Below are 15831 nucleotides of genomic sequence, written 5' to 3'. Positions count from 1 at the left end.
CTTTCTGGGCGGCCGCCTGCCAGCAGCAGAAGAAACGCGGTGCTATGCTCGATCGCTCTTTGTCCTCCCTCGCGAGAACCTATGAGCGCGCTATTTTCTCCGCTCACGCTGCGTAGCGTGACGCTCCGTAACCGTATCGTCGTGTCCCCGATGTGCCAGTATTCCGCCTGGCGCGGCGAGGCCAACGAATGGCACATGATCCATCTGGGCCACCTCGCGCTTTCCGGCGCAGGTCTGCTTTGCATCGAAGCGACCGCTGTCGAACCGGATGGGCGCATCACGCCCGGTGATCTCGGTTTGTGGGACGACGTCACCGAAGCCGCGCTCAAGCCGGTGCTCGCAGCGATCCGCAAGCATTCACATGTGCCCGTCGCGATGCAGCTTTCGCATGCCGGCCGCAAGGCGTCGAGTCATGTGCCATGGGAGGGTGGCCAGCTGATTCCGGTGTCTGAAGGTGGCTGGTTACCTCACGCACCGTCGGCGTTGCCGCACAAGGCCGGCGAAGAGCCGCCGCTGGCGCTCGACAATGCAGGACTCAACCGGATCCGCGAAGCGTTTGCTGCATCGGCGCGTCGCGCGGCGCGGCTCGGCATCGATGCGCTCGAAATCCACGCGGCGCACGGCTATCTGTTGCATCAGTTTTTGTCGCCGATCGCGAATCAACGCACCGACGACTACGGCGGCTCGCGCGAAAACCGCTGGCGTTTTCCGCTGGAAATCATCGATATCGTGCGCGCTGCATTTCCCGCCGACAAACCAGTCGGTGTGCGCGTGTCGGCGACCGATTGGGTCGATGGCGGCATCCTGCTTGAAGACACCATCGCCTTCGCGCATGAACTGAAGAAGCGCGGCTGCGACTGGATTGACGTATCGTCGGGCGGTGTGTCGCCGTTGCAGAAGATTCCGCTCGAGCCCGGTTATCAGGTGCCGTTTGCACAGGCCGTGAAGGAGGCGACGGGCCTCACGACGATCGCGGTCGGTCTGATTACCGATCCGCAGCATGCCAACGGACTGATCGAAGCGGGCGATGCCGATCTCATCGCGATGGCCCGCGCGATGCTCTACGATCCGCGCTGGCCGTGGCACGCGGCCGCGCAGCTCGGTGCGACCGTCGAGGCGCCGCCGCAATACTGGCGCTCGCAACCGCGCGACGAGAAGGCGCTATTTGGAGAGACAACGCTCGGGCAGCGCTGATCACAACGAAGAAGAAGAACATCGGATGGTTTTTGACGGTTGAACGAAGTCGTCTCTAACGTGTACGATGCCGGTTGTGGCGCATGGGCGTCGCAGGACTACGCGGCGCCGGTATGGCGCCGCGTTTGCTATCCGCGTCAGAAAAACCGGCAGGTTCCTGGCATGACCCACGGGAGCAACCGCATGTTCACCTCCAGTTCTTCACAAGGATTCATTCAATGAGTTCACGCAGGATCGCTGTGCGCCGCTCGGGTGTGCACGGCAAAGGCGTATTTGCCGTGGAAGCGATTGCTGCCGGCGAACGACTGATCGAATACAAGGGTGAGCGGATCACGTGGAAGGAAGCACTGCGTCGTCACCCGCACAATCCGGACGAACCGAATCACACGTTCTATTTCGCGCTCGATAGCGGCCACGTGATCGACGGCAAGGTCGATGGCAACAGCGCGCGCTGGATCAACCACTCATGCGCGCCGAACTGCGAAGCTGAAGAAATCGACGGCCACGTGTACGTCCACGCGCTGCGTGACATCGAAGCTGGCGAAGAACTGTTCTACGACTACGGCCTCGTGATCGACGCGCGTCAGACGAAGAAGCTGAAGAAGGAATACGAATGCCGCTGCGGCGCACGCAAATGCCGCGGCACGATGCTGGCCGTTCCGGACAAGCCTGAGAGGAAAGCGAAGAAGAAAAAGTGAGCGACGGGCCGCGCGTGACGCGCGCCCGCCAGACATCACATATCGATCGGCGCCTGGTGCGCCGATTTTTTTGTCGCGCGGCCGGGTGCATCTTGCACGCTGCCCGCGACGACTGGAATGCGCACGATGAAACGCGCGCCACCGTCGGCAGCATCTTCGTAGTGCACGTCGCCGCCGTGCAGCACCATGATGTCGTGAACAATCGCGAGACCCAGACCGGCGCCCCCGTCGACGCCCGTGTCGCTTTGTCCATCGCCGCGGAAAAACCGTTTGAACAGTTCCGCCTGCTGCCTGGGCGGCACGCCCGCGCCGTTATCTTCGACGATGATTTCCGCCATCGCGCGGCCGTCGTCGATAACCTGTGACACGCTGACCGTGATGCGGCCGCCGTCGTAGCGCGTGGGCGGCACATATTTGAGCGCATTGTCGAGCAGGTTGGCGAACACTTCGTGCAGCAGCACCGGATTGCCGCGCGCGATCAGCGGACGGTCGTTAGCCGGGTCGTCCAGGCGCTGGAAGCCCAGATCGACGTGGACCGCAAGCGCTCGCGGTACCCATTCCGCACCGGTTTCGAACGCGAGCGCGGCCATATCGACGTTCATGAAACGCGCGGCCTGTTCGCCTGGCTCCGCACGCGCGAGCGACAACAACTGGTTCGACAGGCGCACTGCACGATCTGCGGCCGCGCGCAGTTCGCGCACGGCGACCAGCACCTGCTTCGGTTCACGCGCAATGGCGGCCTGCTCGGCGTGCAGTTTCACTGCGGTTAGCGGCGTGCGAAGCTGATGCGCGGCGTCGGCGATGAATTTGCGCTGCCCATCGAGCGCGGTTTTCAGGCGGTCGAGAAGACCATTCAGTGCGCTCGTGAGCGGCCGGATTTCGATCGGCACAAACGTTTCGTCGACCGGTTCAAGTGACGTGTGCGTCTGCCGGTTCAGCGAATCGGCGAGATCGGTGAGCGGATTGAGCTGCTGGTTCACGACGCGCCACACGATCACCCAGCCGGCAAGCAGCAGCAACAGCAGGGGCATCATGATCGCGACGAGAAACTCGGCGGCAATGCGGAAGCGATGATGGACCGGCTGGCCGACCTCGACGACGATCGGATTGCCCTGTGGCTGGTTCACGCGGACCTGCGCGACGCGCACGCTCGTGCCTTCGTGCTGCGTCTCGAACACATACGCGTAGTGCATGCGTCGCACACTGGTACCTTGCAGCGGCAGCTTGGGATCGCCGGCAATTTCGGTTTCGCCGTTGCTGATGCGGTAGACGAGCTGTTCGACCGGATCGGAGAACATCGCCTGCGCGAGCGGCGGCACGGTAATGGGCGCGTCGGGTCCGGCGATCTGCACCTGCCGCGAGATGGCGGTGGCGAGGTCAGCGAGGGAACGGTCGACGACGTGCTGCGTGTACTGCCATGCAAGCCAGTAAGCGATGAGGCCGCTCATCAGCGCGAGCAGCGAAAGGGGAGCAGCGAGGCGGCGCAGCAGCGAGCGCCGCAGGCTGTTCGCGACCGGATGGGGCATGGTCGAACGCGCAAAAAGGATCAACGCGGATCAGATTACTCCTCGTCCGCGAAAAAAGCCGGGCGCCGATGGGCATCTCGACAAAAAGGTGCCCGACGGCGAAGGCCCGGCCGTATCAGGCCACCGGGTGAAACACGCGGTTACGCGGCCTGACGGATTTCCTGCAGCAGATACCCAAAGCCACGCACCGTGACGATTTCCACGCGGCAGGCTTCGAGCTTTTTGCGCACCCGGTGCACATAGACTTCGATCGCCGTATCGCCGAGATCGCCGCCGAAGTGCGTCAGGTGATCCTGCAGTTGCGCCTTGCTCACCACGCGGCCATGGCGCAGCAGCAGCATTTCGAGCACCGCGAATTCGCGCGGCGACAGTTCGAGCGGCTTGTCGTCGTTGAAGATGCGGCGGTCGACGCCCGACAGACGCACGCCGCCCAGCGAAACTTCCGGACGCGGCATGTCGCCGTGCGGGCCGCTGCGGCGCATCACCGCGCGGATACGCGCTTCGAGTTCGGCGGGTTCGAATGGCTTCAGCATGTAGTCGTCGGCGCCGGAATTGAGGCCCTGAACGCGGTCGTTCAACTCGTCGCGCGCGGTCAGCACGATCACCGGCGTGTGGCGGTTGCTCTGGCGGAAGCGCGAGAGCAGCGTCATGCCGTCGATGCCGGGCAGGCCCAGATCGAGGATCACGAGTTCGTGACGGTTTTGCGTGAGAGCCTGTTCGGCGAAGATACCGTCGTGGACCATGTCGACCGTGAAGCCGGCTTGTTCGAGGCTACTTTGGATGCCGCGTGCGATGGGGCGGTCATCTTCGATCAGAAGGAGTCGCATGGATTTCGCTCAAGTACAATGGGTTTAGGCGTTTCGTGCATGCGTTCGCCGGAGCGCCTGCTGCACAGCTTGTGCGGCGTTGCCGTGCGATGCGGCCATCGAATGATCACGAAAGTCATGTCCGTCATTACGATCAACGAACTCGAAGCTGCGATCAACTTCTGGCGCAGCCGCTCACCTTCGAGCGGCGACGAACTCAGCCTGTGCAAGGAGGCAAGCGCGCTCTCCAGGCCGTATGCGCAGATGATTGTACAGCGAGCGACCTGGCTCGAACCGGAACGATTGGACGCGATTGCCCGCGAAGCGTGGGATTCTTACGTGCGCCTTAAGAACGGCCTGTAGAAGTGAAGGTTTGGTAGCCTGAATACCTGCAAAACCCTTTCATCAGACGTGTTCGGGCGGGTTTTCCCTGTCTCGTTGCCATTTTCCCTGCATCATTCGTGCTGTGCCGGTTTCGCGATTCCGTCGATGAAACGGGCCATGGCGATGTCGCGCTCCGTGACGCCGTTCACCTCGTGCGTCGACAGCGTGATGTCCACCTTGTTGTAGACGTTGAACCACTCGGGATGGTGGTCCATCTCCTGCGCCTTGATCGCGACGCGAGTCATGAAGCCGAACGCCTCGTTGAAGTCGGCGAACTGGAACTGACGCTGGATCGCGTCGCGACCGCTCGCGACCTGCCAGCCGTCCAGATGGCTGAGCTGCGTTGCGCGTGCTTCGGAAGTCAGTTTCTGGATCATCGGAATACCTCGTTAGCCGGGTTGTACGCGCGTCCCCGCTGCGGCACGGCACGCGTGTATCGGACTATTTTTTCACGGATGCGGATGCGCTGCTGATCGCGGCGCCGGCTGCCGTGCGGCAGCACCGGTCAGACGTCGCCTTCGGCCTCCCAGCCTTCCTGCGTGCCGCGCGTGATGATGCGGCCGGCGTCTCGCACGTCGCATATCCCGCCGGCAGCGAGCGCGGGTTGATCGACGAGTTTCGCGAGCAGCGGCGCAAAGTCGGTACGCGCGACGTCGAACAGCTGGGCGAAGTCATCAATGACAAAGTACGTTTTCTGGAACGTGTCGATCCGGTAGCGCGTCTGCATCACGCGTTCCAGATCGAAGCCGATGCGGTTCGGCGCGTCGCTTAGCTGGCTGTATAGCGTCTCGCCCTTGCTCGACACGATGCCCGCGCCGTAGATTTTCACGCCGTTGGGGCTCGCCGCATCGCGGATCAGGCCGAATTCGACCGTGTACCAGTAGAGACGCGCGAGTAGCGGCAGCGCGCCGGCGTCGCTGGCGGCGAGCGCCGCGCGGCCGTAGGCGTGCATGTAGTCGGCGAAGACAGGATTGATCAGCAGCGGCACGTGGCCGAACAGGTCGTGAAAGCAGTCCGGTTCCTGCAGATAGTCGAGCTGGTCGGGTCGACGCATCCACCAGGTGACCGGAAACCGCCGGTTCGCCAGATGCTCGAAGAAAACGCGATCTGGCACGAGACCCGGCACGGCGACGATCTGCCAGCCGGTGGCGGGCGTCAGTTGCGCGTTGATGGCATCAAACGACGGCACCCGTTCCGCCGGCAGGTTCAGCTGCGCCACGCCTGCCAGGAATTCATCGCAGACGCGGCCCTTAAGCAGCGCTGTCTGACGTTTATAAAGCTGCTTCCACACCGCGTGATCGACGGCGCCGTAGCGATGCATCGGCTGATCGATGGTGAAATCGGCGCGGGTTTCAAGACCGGCGTCGAACTGTTCCTTGAGTTTTGCGGTGCTGGCCGTCGACATGAAGATGCGCGTTGCTGCAGAGTGAGGATGTCTGCAAGTGTAGAGCGGCGAACACGCGGAAAGGGCGCAATGATGGCGTTACCGGTCGTAGATATGCAATAATCGTGCATCAAACAGCAATTCAATGCGGAGAATGATCATGCTCGAACTGGATCACTTCGATCTGGCGCTTCTAGAAGTGCTGCAGCGCTTCGGGCGCGCCACGCACCAGCAGCTTGGCGAGCAGATTCCGCTGTCGCCGTCGCAGATCGGCCGGCGGTTGCAGCGGCTCGAATCGACGGGTGTGATCGACGGCTATCGCGTCGTGTTGCGGCCCGAGAAGCTCGGGCTCGGCGTCACCGCCTTTACCAGCCTGAAACTGAAGCACCACGGCGATTCGATCATCGAACAGTTCCAGCAGCAGCTCGACGTGCTGCCGGAGGTGCTGGAGTGCCACGCCGTCGTCGGTGATGCGGATTATCTGCTGCGGATCGTGGCGCCCGATCTGAACGCGCTTTCGTCGTTCGTGATGAAGAAGCTGATGCGTGTGCCCGGCGTCGACAGCGTGCGCTCCAACATCGTACTCACGACCTTCAAGCGCAACGGGCCATTACCGCTCGGCCATCTGTCGCCGGGCGCGCCCGCCGCCTGAGCGCGGGCGTTTCGCTGCTGCGCAGGCCAGCTCAGCCCACCTTCAGCGGTTCGCTCTCCGGGTTGAGCAGATCCACGTAGGCGACCGCCACCAGATCCGATTCCGGCACCCCGAGCTTCGCGAACATCGCGTGCGCCTCGGCTTCGCCGCCCTCCTCATCGTCATCCTGCGCGAGCACAACTTCGAGTTCGATGAAGTCGCCCAGACCGTCGACGCGATCCAGATGAATCCGCGTGCGCCCGATCAGATACACGTGGCGTTCCTTCGTGACGATACCACGCGTGGTCAGGGCCGTGGCCAGCAGCGAGTGCATCGCTTCGGCGTTCGTGACCGGGCTGCGTGTGTAGTACGACGCCTTCGGGCCGTCGCGGTCGTCGCGTTGATAGAAGATCAGTTCGGCGGGCGTGCCATCGTCGAACTGACGCAGTTTCAGACGGCCGCGCGGCACGTCGTAGAAGAAGTCCTGCTGGCGGAAGATCAGCGGCGCGTCCGGCGAAAGCTGCGCGGCGCGTTCGCGCAGTTCGTCGAATTGCCGGGCGCGGGCTTTGATCTCGATGTTGCGTGCCATGTGAGACTCCTGTCGAAAGATAGGGCGGGCGACGGCTTCAGGTCGTGCATCGAAGCGCGTCGAGATGGACCAGCGGAAAGTCAGAAGGCGGGCGTTGCGCGGTGCGCAAGACTCGAATCTAGCAAAAAGCACGTGACGGTGTCGTTACGTCAACGTTCGCAGCGACGGCTGTCATGAGCTGCGCTCATATCGTCCATTGCTGCTCGATCAGTTTCATGGCGGCGGCGATGGCCGGTTCGTCCTTGCGGCTGGCGAGGCTGATGAACGTGAGCTCGGTGGGCACCGTGATGCCGTCGACGATCGTCAGCGCGTGGGCGTGCGCTTCGGCGATGGCGGTGGCGTCGCGGGCGAGCGACAGGCCAACGCCCGATTTGACGAGGTCGAGCATCGACGGCTCCTGGTCGACCTCGGCCACCTTGACCGGTTTCACGCCAGCCTCGTCGAACAGATGCGACAGCAGCCGGTTGTGCGCGGACGCGGGCGGCGTCCAGATCCACGGCAGCGCGGCGAGAGCACGCCAGTCGCGCGCGCCCTTGACGCGGTCTTTCCAGCCCGGCGGCGCAAGCACGCGGTACTGGAAGTGCGTGAGCGTGACAACGTGAAACGCCGCTTCGCTGCGGCTATCGTCTTCCGACGGCTGGCCGATGTAGTAACCGACGTCCAGTTCGCGCGCGAGGATCTGGTCGCGCACCCAGCCCGACATGCCGTGCCGCAGCGCGGTTTCGATTTGCGGCCAGGTTTCCACGAGCTGTTTCAGAAAGCCGCCAAGCCGCAGGAACTGCGGATCGAGGATCGTCCCGATACGCAGCCGGCCGCGCACTTCGTGGCGCAGCGTGGCGGCTGCGCGCTGCACGTCGCTGGCGGCGGTGAGCGCCCGTTCGGCGTGCGGCAGCAACGCCTGACCATCGCGGGTGAGCGTGAGTCCGTGCGACGTCCGCGTGAAAAGCGACACGCCGAGCGTCTCCTGCAGATGCTTGATCTGCAGGCTGACGGCGGGTTGGGTCAGGTGCAGCTGCACGGCCGCGCGCGTGAGATTGCCCTCGCGCGCGACGGTGACGAATGCCCGGAGCAGAGTCAGGTCCATATCCTGATATTAGCGCGCCTTATACCGCAATTGAGCATTACTCATTGGATTTTCGAGACGAAGGACGTTTACGCTTCGATCAGCCGCGTATGCAAACCGCGAGTACCGATATTCACCGAAGAGGAATGACATGAGCGAGACAGATCAAGGCGCACGCGTGCGCGCGCTGACGCACGTTATCAACGGCCGCGCCACTGAAGGCAAAAGCGACCGCTTCGCCGACGTATTCAACCCGGCACTGGGCACGGTGAGCGCGCGCGTGCCGCTCGCGAGCGTCGCGGAAGTCGATGCGGCTGTGGCTGCGGCGAAGGCGGCGTATCCGGCGTGGAGCGAGACGGCGCCGATCAAGCGTGCGCGTGTTCTGTTCAAGTTCAAGGAACTGCTCGACCGTCACCACGATGAGCTGGCTGAACTCATCACGCGTGAACACGGCAAGGTATTTTCGGACGCGAAGGGCGAGGTGATGCGCGGCATCGAGATCGTTGAATTCGCGTGTGGTATTCCGAATCTGCTGAAGACCGATTTCACTGACCAGATCGGCGGCGGTATCGACAACTGGAACCTGCGTCAATCGCTGGGTGTGGTTGCGGGCGTGACGCCGTTCAATTTTCCGATGATGGTGCCGTGCTGGATGTTCCCGGTTGCGATCGCGTGCGGGAATACGTTTGTGCTGAAGCCATCGGAGCGCGATCCGTCGGCGTCGATCCGGCTGGCCGAACTGATGAAGGAAGCGGGCTTGCCGGATGGCGTGTTCAACGTCGTACATGGCGACAAGGTGGCTGTCGACGCGCTGCTTCAACATCCGGACGTGAGCGCGCTTTCGTTTGTGGGTTCGACGCCGATTGCCGAATACATCTATACGGAAGGCACGAAGCGCGGCAAGCGGGTGCAGGCGCTGGGCGGTGCGAAGAATCATCTGGTCGTGATGCCCGATGCGGATCTTGATCAGGCCGTCGATGCATTGATCGGCGCCGCGTACGGATCGGCGGGCGAGCGTTGCATGGCGATTTCGGTGGCGGTTGCAGTGGGTCACATCGCTGACGAGTTGATCGAGCGTCTTACGCCACGGGTGGAGACGCTGAAGATTCGCAACGGGATGGATTCAGAGGCCGAGATGGGGCCGCTCGTGACGGGCGCGCATCGCGCGAAGGTGGCGGGATATATTGATGCGGGTGTTGCTGCTGGCGCGAAGCTGGTCGTCGATGGACGTGGACATCAGGTCGAGGGTCACGAGCAGGGGTTCTTCCTTGGCGGGACCTTGTTCGATGATGTGAAGACCGACATGACGATTTATAAGGAAGAGATTTTTGGTCCGGTGTTGTGTGTGGTGCGGGTGCCGGATTTTGCTTCTGCAGTTGAGTTGATCAACTCGAATGAGTTTGCTAATGGGGTGTCGTTGTTTACCTCTGACGGCGGTGTGGCCCGTGCTTTTTCGCGGCAGATCCAGATCGGGATGGTCGGGATTAATGTGCCCATTCCTGTGCCGATGGCCTGGCATTCTTTTGGTGGGTGGAAGCGGTCGTTGTTCGGCGATCACCATGCCTATGGTGAAGAAGGTGTGAGGTTCTATACGCGATACAAGAGCATCATGCAGCGGTGGCCGGACAGTATTGCCAAGGGCGCTGAGTTTACGATGCCGGTGGCTAAGTAAGGGTTTGTTGTTGTTGGCCTTTCCTTGCTTTGGTGTTGGTCTATTGGCGTCGCCCCTGTGCGGGGCGGCACCTACTTTTCTTTGTCCTTGCCAAAGAAAAGTAGGCAAAAGAAAGGCGCCGAAATGTCGTCCGTTCCGGGTTGCGTCGCACGCGGGGAATGGCACCCCATGAGGTGTCTCCCCCGCACTTCGCGCGACCGTGGTCCGCGCACGATCTGATCCAGCGCGTGAGTCACACATGTGACAAGGCAGTCATCCATCCCACTCCGCACTACGTGCGTCGCGGCGCGGATGATACGGATGCCGGTACCTCGACGTCATGACGCAAGCGTCGCTGGACCGGTCGTCGAAAAAGGAACATGCACTGAACTGCGGAAAGACGGAAGGCCCCAAAAGCTCAAAAGCTCAAAAGCTCAAAAGCTCAAAAGCTCAAAAGCTCAAAAGCTCAAAAGCTCAAAAGCTCAAGATCCAAGACCCAGGACCTCAAAGTCTCAAGGTCTCGGGCGGTCCAAGGTGGTAAGAGTGCGGAGGCTTGACGGGGGTGAAGACGAAACGGTTGAGGCTAGGACGGACGTGCTTGAAGGTTATGCAGGTCGGCGACGCGCGTAGCGCGGAGGCGGGTGAATGATTGCTTTGTCACTGGCGGTGCTGTGCGGGGGATGGTCTCGTGTGCGGACCAAGGCCACATGAAATGTGGGGGCGACACTTCATGGGGTGCCATTCCCCGGTAGCGACACACCCCGGAACGGACGAGTTTTCGGCGCCTTTCTTTTGCCTACTTTTCTTTGGCAAGGACAAAGAAAAGTAGGTGCCGCCCCGCACAGGGGCGAGGCCAATAGACCGACATGAATACAAGGAAAGGCCAACGAAACAGTCCGAAGGCAAAAGCAAACACACCAAAGCAAGACAAGGGAAAAAAGCAAAAAGCAAAAAAGCAAAAACCCAACCGTTATGTCGTGAACGGCGACACGGCCAAGGAGCCACTGGGTGACCATCATGAACCATGAATCAACAACCCCCCGCACACTCGAAGGCGAATTCGACTACATCGTAATCGGCGCGGGCACAGCGGGCTGCGTTCTGGCGAACCGCCTGAGCGAAGACCCAGAAGTAAAAGTCCTACTGTTAGAGGCAGGCGGCAAGGACGACTACCACTGGATCCACGTGCCGGTAGGCTACCTCTACTGCATTGGCAACCCGCGCACTGACTGGCTCTACAAAACGCAACCAGAAACCGGCCTGAACGGCCGCACCCTCTCTTACCCACGCGGACGCGTGCTAGGAGGCAGCTCGTCGATCAACGGCATGATCTACATGCGCGGCCAGCGCGAAGACTATGACGACTGGGCACGCGTCACGAACGACCCATCGTGGGCATGGCAAAACGTATTGCCAGTCTTCAAACGCAGCGAGGACTATCACGGCGGCGCCAGTGAATCACACGGCGCAGGCGGCCCGTGGCGCGTCGAAAAGCAGCGGCTAAAATGGAAAGTGCTCGAAACCTTCGCGCAGGCCGCGCAGCAAACCGGCATCCCCGCTACCGATGATTTCAACCGCGGTGACAACACCGGCGTCGGCTACTTCGACGTCAACCAGAAACGCGGCATCCGCTGGAACGCATCGAAAGCCTTCCTGCGCCCGGCAATGCAACGCCCGAATCTCACCATCATCACCGGTGCGCTCACACAACGCCTCGTCTTCGAAGGCCGTCGCTGCACCGGCGTCGAATATCGTGGCGGCGACACCGACTTCATCGCAAAGGCACGCTGCGAAGTCGTGCTCTGTTCGGGCGCGGTCAATTCGCCGCAATTGCTCGAACTCTCCGGCATCGGTAACGGCGCGCGTCTGCAAAACCTCGGCATCGATGTTGTGCACGACCTGCGCGGCGTCGGTGAAAACCTGCAGGATCACTTGCAGTTGCGCATGGCTTATAAGGTCAGCGGCGTGCGCACGCTCAACACGGCGTCCGCGCACTGGTGGGGCAAGCTGATGATCGGCCTGCAATATCTGCTGCTGCAAAGCGGCCCGATGTCGATGTCGCCGTCGCAACTCGGTGCGTTCGCAAAGTCGAATTCCGACGATCCCTCGATTACGCGGCCCGATCTCGAGTATCACGTGCAGCCGCTGTCGCTCGATCGCTTCGGCGAGCCGCTGCACCGGTTCAACGCGTTTACCGCTTCTGTGTGTCAGTTGCGGCCGACGTCGCGTGGCAGCATCCACATCGAATCCAATGATCCGCATGCGCCGCCGCTCATCGCGCCAAACTATCTCTCCACCGATTACGACCGCCGCGTCGCCGCCAACGCGATGCGTCTCACGCGCCGTATCGCAGCCGCACCTGCGCTCGCGCGCTATCGCCCCGAAGAAATCCTGCCGGGCATCCAGTTCCAGACCGAAGAAGAATTGCAGCAGGCCGCCGGCAATGTCGGCACAACCATCTTCCATCCGGTCGGGACCTGCCGGATGGGCACCGCCGACGATCCCGCCGCCGTCGTCGATAACCGGCTGCGCGTGATCGGCGTCGATGGCCTGCGCGTCGTCGATGCGTCGGTCATGCCGACCATTACCTCGGGCAACACGAACTCGCCGACGCTGATGATCGCCGAGCGCGCGAGCGACATGATCCGCGCCGATCGTCGCGCGCGTCTCGCAGGTCTCGAAACGGAGACACACCATCCGCAGACTGTGTCTATTGCATGACATGCAAGCCTTGCGTGCAATCGCATGAGGGGTGCGCATAAAACACTAAGTGCAAATCCCAATGAATGCGCTGCATCATTGGCGAGACAATGGCATCCGTGCTGCGTGGTGCGGCAGGGATTACCGTCCGTATTGGTGCACCACGCAAAACAGGCGACACGGGGGTGTCGTTATAAAACGTCGCGCGGCTTGAAGGCGCGGAAGATCGTAGCAGTTCGCCTTACTCCGTATGGAAGGGAACATGATTCTCGGCGACACGATTCTTGAAACGCGCGGATTGACCAGGGAATTCAAGGGCTTCACCGCTGTAAGCGGTGTGAACCTGCGCGTGCGCCGTGGTTCGATCCATGCGCTGATCGGCCCGAACGGCGCCGGCAAAACGACCTGCTTCAACCTGCTGACCAAATTCCTCGAACCGACTGCGGGCCAGATCGTATTCAACGGCGTCGATATCACGCGCGACCGTCCGGCACAGATCGCGCGACGCGGCATCATCCGGTCGTTCCAGATTTCCGCGGTATTTCCACATCTGACAGCATTGCAGAACGTGCGCGTCGGCCTGCAGCGCTCGCTGGGCACGTCCTTTCATTTCTGGAAGAGCGAACGCACGCTGCGTCAGCTGAACGACCGCGCGATGGATCTGCTTACGCAGGTCGGTCTCACGGATTTCGCTGATGTGCTCACCGTCGAGCTCTCGTACGGCCGCAAGCGCGCGCTCGAAATCGCGACGACACTTTCGATGGAACCCGAACTGATGCTGCTCGACGAACCGACGCAAGGCATGGGCCATGAGGACGTCGACCGTGTGACGGCACTGATCAAGAAGGTGTCGGCGGGGCGCACGATCCTGATGGTCGAGCACAATATGAACGTCATCGCCGGTATCTCCGACACGATCACGGTTCTGCAACGCGGCGAGGTGCTCGCCGAGGGCAGCTACGCGGACGTGTCGAAGAACCCGCTTGTCATGCAGGCCTACATGGGCAGCGCGGACGCGGCCCTTGCGGGAGCGCACGCATGAACACAATTGCGGAACGCGAAAGCGCCGAAGTGAGCGGCGCGGCCGGCGCTGTGCCCGCGCTGGCGATCGCCGGCCTGCAGGCATGGTACGGCGAATCCCACATTCTGCACGGCGTCGATCTCACGGTGAATCAGGGCGAAGTCGTTACGCTACTCGGCCGCAATGGCGCCGGCCGTACGACGACGCTGCGCGCGATCATGGGACTCACCGGCCGCCGCACGGGCTCGATCAAGGTCGCTGGCCGCGAAACCATCTCGATGCCGACGCACAGGATTGCCCATTGCGGCATCGGCTATTGCCCGGAAGAGCGCGGTATCTTTTCCAGTCTGTCGTGTGAAGAGAACCTGCTGCTGCCGCCGCCGGTCGGCGACGCGTCGCGCGCGATGTCGATCGACGAGATCTATTCGATGTTCCCGAATCTGAAGGAGCGTCGCATGAGTCAGGGCACGCGTCTGTCGGGTGGGGAGCAGCAGATGCTGGCTGTTGCGCGCATCCTGCGTACTGGCGCGAACCTGTTGTTTCTCGACGAAATCTCGGAAGGGCTCGCGCCGGTCATCGTGCAGGCGCTCGCGCGCATGATCATGACGCTGAAGTCGCGTGGCTACACAATTGTGATGGTCGAACAGAATTTCCGGTTTGCGGCGCCACTCGCTGACCGTTTTTACGTGATGGAACACGGACGTATCGTCGAGCATTTCGGCGCAGGGGAGCTCGAAAGCAAGATGCCGGTTCTACACGATCTGCTCGGGGTGTAAGCGTCGATGTAGTCTGAACGCCCGATTGCCTCTGAATAACCACAAGTTTGGAAACAAGGAGACACGCATGAAATTGAAGACTGTCGCGCGGTTGAGCGCATTCTGTTTCGCAACCGCCGCAAGCGCCGCGCTGACGATGGGTACGGCACACGCCGCAGCAGGCGACACCGTGAAAATCGGCTACATCAGCGACCTGTCCGGCCTGTATGCGGACATCGACGGCCCGGGCGGCCTCGAAGCGATCCGCATGGCGATTGCTGACTTCGGCGGCAAGGTCAACGGCAAGCCGATTGAACTCGTCTATGCCGACCACCAGAACAAGGCCGACATCGCCGCCTCGCGCGCGCGGGAATGGATCGACCGTGACGGTGTCAACGCGATCATCGGCGGCACGAATTCGGGGACGGCGCTCTCGACCAACCAGGTCGCCGGCGAAAAGAAGATTCCGTACATCAACATCGGCGCAGGCGCGGACAACCTGACGAACGAGCAATGCACGCCGTACACGGTTCACTACGCGTACGACACGATGGCGCTCGCGAAGGGCACCGGCTCGGCGGTGACAAAACAGGGCGGCAAGACGTGGTACTTCCTGACGGCTGACTACGCGTTCGGCAAGGCGCTCGAAAAGAACACGTCGGACGTCGTGAAGGCGAGCGGCGGCCAGGTGCTCGGCGAAGTGCGTCATCCGCTGTCGGCGTCGGACTTTTCGTCGTTCCTGTTGCAGGCGCAGGGCTCGAAGGCGCAGGTGCTCGGTCTCGCGAACGCGGGCGGCGATACGATCAACGCGATCAAGGCCGCGAAGGAATTCGGCGTCACGAAGACGATGAAGATCGCCGCGCTGCTGATCTTCCTGACCGACATCCACAGCCTTGGGCTCGAAACCACGCAAGGCCTGGTGGCGACGGACAGCTGGTACTGGAACAAGGACGAGAAGACGCGTCAGTGGGCGCAGCGCTACTTCGGCAAGATGAAGAAGATGCCGACCAGCCTGCAGGCCGCCGATTACTCGGCCGTCACGACGTATCTGAAGTCCGTGCAGGCAGCCGGTACGACCGATAGCGACAAGGTGATGGAGCAGCTTCACAAGATCAAGATCGACGACTTCTACGCGAAGGGCTACATCCGTCAGGACGGCAGCATGATTCACGACATGTACCTGATGGAAGTGAAGAAGCCGGCCGAATCGAAAGAGCCGTGGGACTACTACAAGATTACCGCCACGATCCCGGGCGACCAGGCATTCGGCACGAAGGCAGAATCGCGCTGCGCGTTGTGGAAGTAAGCGTCGGCTGACGCCCGCCTGGTCGGGGGCGCGGCAGGCGGCACCGTCGCACGTGACCCGCGCAGATGCACGGGCGCGTGCGGACGCCCGACGGCCCGCGCGTGCCGAGCGGTTCGCGCGCCT

The 15831-nt window shown here is 62.0% G+C and carries 16 protein-coding genes; 10 read left to right on the top strand and 6 right to left on the bottom strand.

All coding sequences use genetic code 11. The annotated features are described in order from the left end of the window. Positions 1-81: 81 nt before the first annotated feature. Both P3T21_RS28295 and P3T21_RS28290 read left to right on the top strand, forming a co-directional pair. Positions 82-1194: an NADH:flavin oxidoreductase/NADH oxidase gene (locus P3T21_RS28295; RefSeq protein WP_429259260.1), complete on the top strand. Its 1113-nt coding sequence runs from the start codon at positions 82-84 to the stop codon at positions 1192-1194. A 218-nt stretch (positions 1195-1412) separates the two neighbouring features. After that, positions 1413-1892: an SET domain-containing protein gene (locus tag P3T21_RS28290; RefSeq protein ID WP_429259259.1), complete on the top strand. Its 480-nt coding sequence runs from the start codon at positions 1413-1415 to the stop codon at positions 1890-1892. 35 nt (positions 1893-1927) lie between these two features. Here the strand turns inward: P3T21_RS28290 and P3T21_RS28285 are convergent, their stop codons facing one another. Both P3T21_RS28285 and P3T21_RS28280 read right to left on the bottom strand, forming a co-directional pair. Next, a complete protein-coding gene (locus P3T21_RS28285) occupies positions 1928-3418 on the bottom strand; it encodes a sensor histidine kinase N-terminal domain-containing protein (RefSeq protein ID WP_429259258.1) in 1491 nt (496 codons plus the stop codon). A 140-nt stretch (positions 3419-3558) separates the two neighbouring features. Continuing rightward, positions 3559-4245 (bottom strand): response regulator transcription factor, encoded by a 687-nt coding sequence (locus P3T21_RS28280; RefSeq protein WP_133661401.1) that lies wholly within the window; start codon positions 4243-4245, stop codon positions 3559-3561. 117 nt (positions 4246-4362) lie between these two features. Between P3T21_RS28280 and P3T21_RS28275 the strand changes: the two genes are divergently transcribed. Beyond that, positions 4363-4587 (top strand): DUF3717 domain-containing protein, encoded by a 225-nt coding sequence (locus P3T21_RS28275; RefSeq protein ID WP_429259257.1) that lies wholly within the window; start codon positions 4363-4365, stop codon positions 4585-4587. Positions 4588-4679: 92 nt separating this feature from the next. Here the strand turns inward: P3T21_RS28275 and P3T21_RS28270 are convergent, their stop codons facing one another. Beyond that, complete coding sequence (locus P3T21_RS28270; protein WP_429259256.1) at positions 4680-4985, bottom strand: 4a-hydroxytetrahydrobiopterin dehydratase; 306 nt, start codon at positions 4983-4985, stop codon at positions 4680-4682. Positions 4986-5113: 128 nt separating this feature from the next. Then, positions 5114-6013 carry a phenylalanine 4-monooxygenase gene (gene phhA, locus P3T21_RS28265; RefSeq protein ID WP_429259255.1) on the bottom strand — a complete coding sequence of 300 codons (900 nt, stop codon included), beginning with the start codon at positions 6011-6013 and terminating at the stop codon, positions 5114-5116. A 139-nt stretch (positions 6014-6152) separates the two neighbouring features. On the opposite strand from phhA, the gene P3T21_RS28260 reads away from it, so the two are divergent. Continuing rightward, complete coding sequence (locus tag P3T21_RS28260) at positions 6153-6644, top strand: Lrp/AsnC family transcriptional regulator (protein ID WP_429259254.1); 492 nt, start codon at positions 6153-6155, stop codon at positions 6642-6644. Between the two features lie 31 nt (positions 6645-6675). On the opposite strand, the gene P3T21_RS28255 is transcribed toward P3T21_RS28260, so the two are convergent. Beyond that, positions 6676-7212 (bottom strand): class IV adenylate cyclase, encoded by a 537-nt coding sequence (locus P3T21_RS28255; RefSeq protein WP_429259253.1) that lies wholly within the window; start codon positions 7210-7212, stop codon positions 6676-6678. A gap of 184 nt (positions 7213-7396) precedes the next feature. Next, positions 7397-8296 (bottom strand): LysR family transcriptional regulator, encoded by a 900-nt coding sequence (locus tag P3T21_RS28250; protein ID WP_429259252.1) that lies wholly within the window; start codon positions 8294-8296, stop codon positions 7397-7399. A 130-nt stretch (positions 8297-8426) separates the two neighbouring features. On the opposite strand from P3T21_RS28250, the gene P3T21_RS28245 reads away from it, so the two are divergent. From P3T21_RS28245 to P3T21_RS28220, 6 genes are all read left to right on the top strand, one after another. Next, entirely contained in the window at positions 8427-9947 is a 1521-nt protein-coding gene (locus P3T21_RS28245; protein ID WP_429259251.1) for a CoA-acylating methylmalonate-semialdehyde dehydrogenase, read from the top strand. An 845-nt stretch (positions 9948-10792) separates the two neighbouring features. Next, positions 10793-10954 carry a hypothetical protein gene (locus tag P3T21_RS28240; RefSeq protein ID WP_429259250.1) on the top strand — a complete coding sequence of 54 codons (162 nt, stop codon included), beginning with the start codon at positions 10793-10795 and terminating at the stop codon, positions 10952-10954. Beyond that, positions 10944-12647 (top strand): GMC family oxidoreductase, encoded by a 1704-nt coding sequence (locus P3T21_RS28235; RefSeq protein WP_429259249.1) that lies wholly within the window; start codon positions 10944-10946, stop codon positions 12645-12647. Before P3T21_RS28240 ends, P3T21_RS28235 begins: the two co-directional genes overlap by 11 nt. Before the next feature lie 241 nt (positions 12648-12888). Continuing rightward, positions 12889-13668 (top strand): ABC transporter ATP-binding protein, encoded by a 780-nt coding sequence (locus P3T21_RS28230; protein WP_429259248.1) that lies wholly within the window; start codon positions 12889-12891, stop codon positions 13666-13668. Continuing rightward, complete coding sequence (locus P3T21_RS28225) at positions 13665-14423, top strand: ABC transporter ATP-binding protein (protein WP_429259247.1); 759 nt, start codon at positions 13665-13667, stop codon at positions 14421-14423. Before P3T21_RS28230 ends, P3T21_RS28225 begins: the two co-directional genes overlap by 4 nt. A gap of 67 nt (positions 14424-14490) precedes the next feature. Then, the gene (locus P3T21_RS28220; protein WP_429259246.1) at positions 14491-15708 is read left to right on the top strand and encodes an ABC transporter substrate-binding protein; all 1218 of its coding nucleotides are present in this window, start codon (positions 14491-14493) and stop codon (positions 15706-15708) included. Positions 15709-15831 lie beyond the last annotated feature (123 nt).

This window comes from Paraburkholderia sp. GAS334 (assembly GCF_050436625.1).
In the GTDB taxonomy this organism is placed as follows: Bacteria; Pseudomonadota; Gammaproteobacteria; order Burkholderiales; family Burkholderiaceae; genus Paraburkholderia.
Note: the sequence above shows the minus strand (reverse complement) of the source record. Positions and strands in the feature narration are given on the sequence as shown.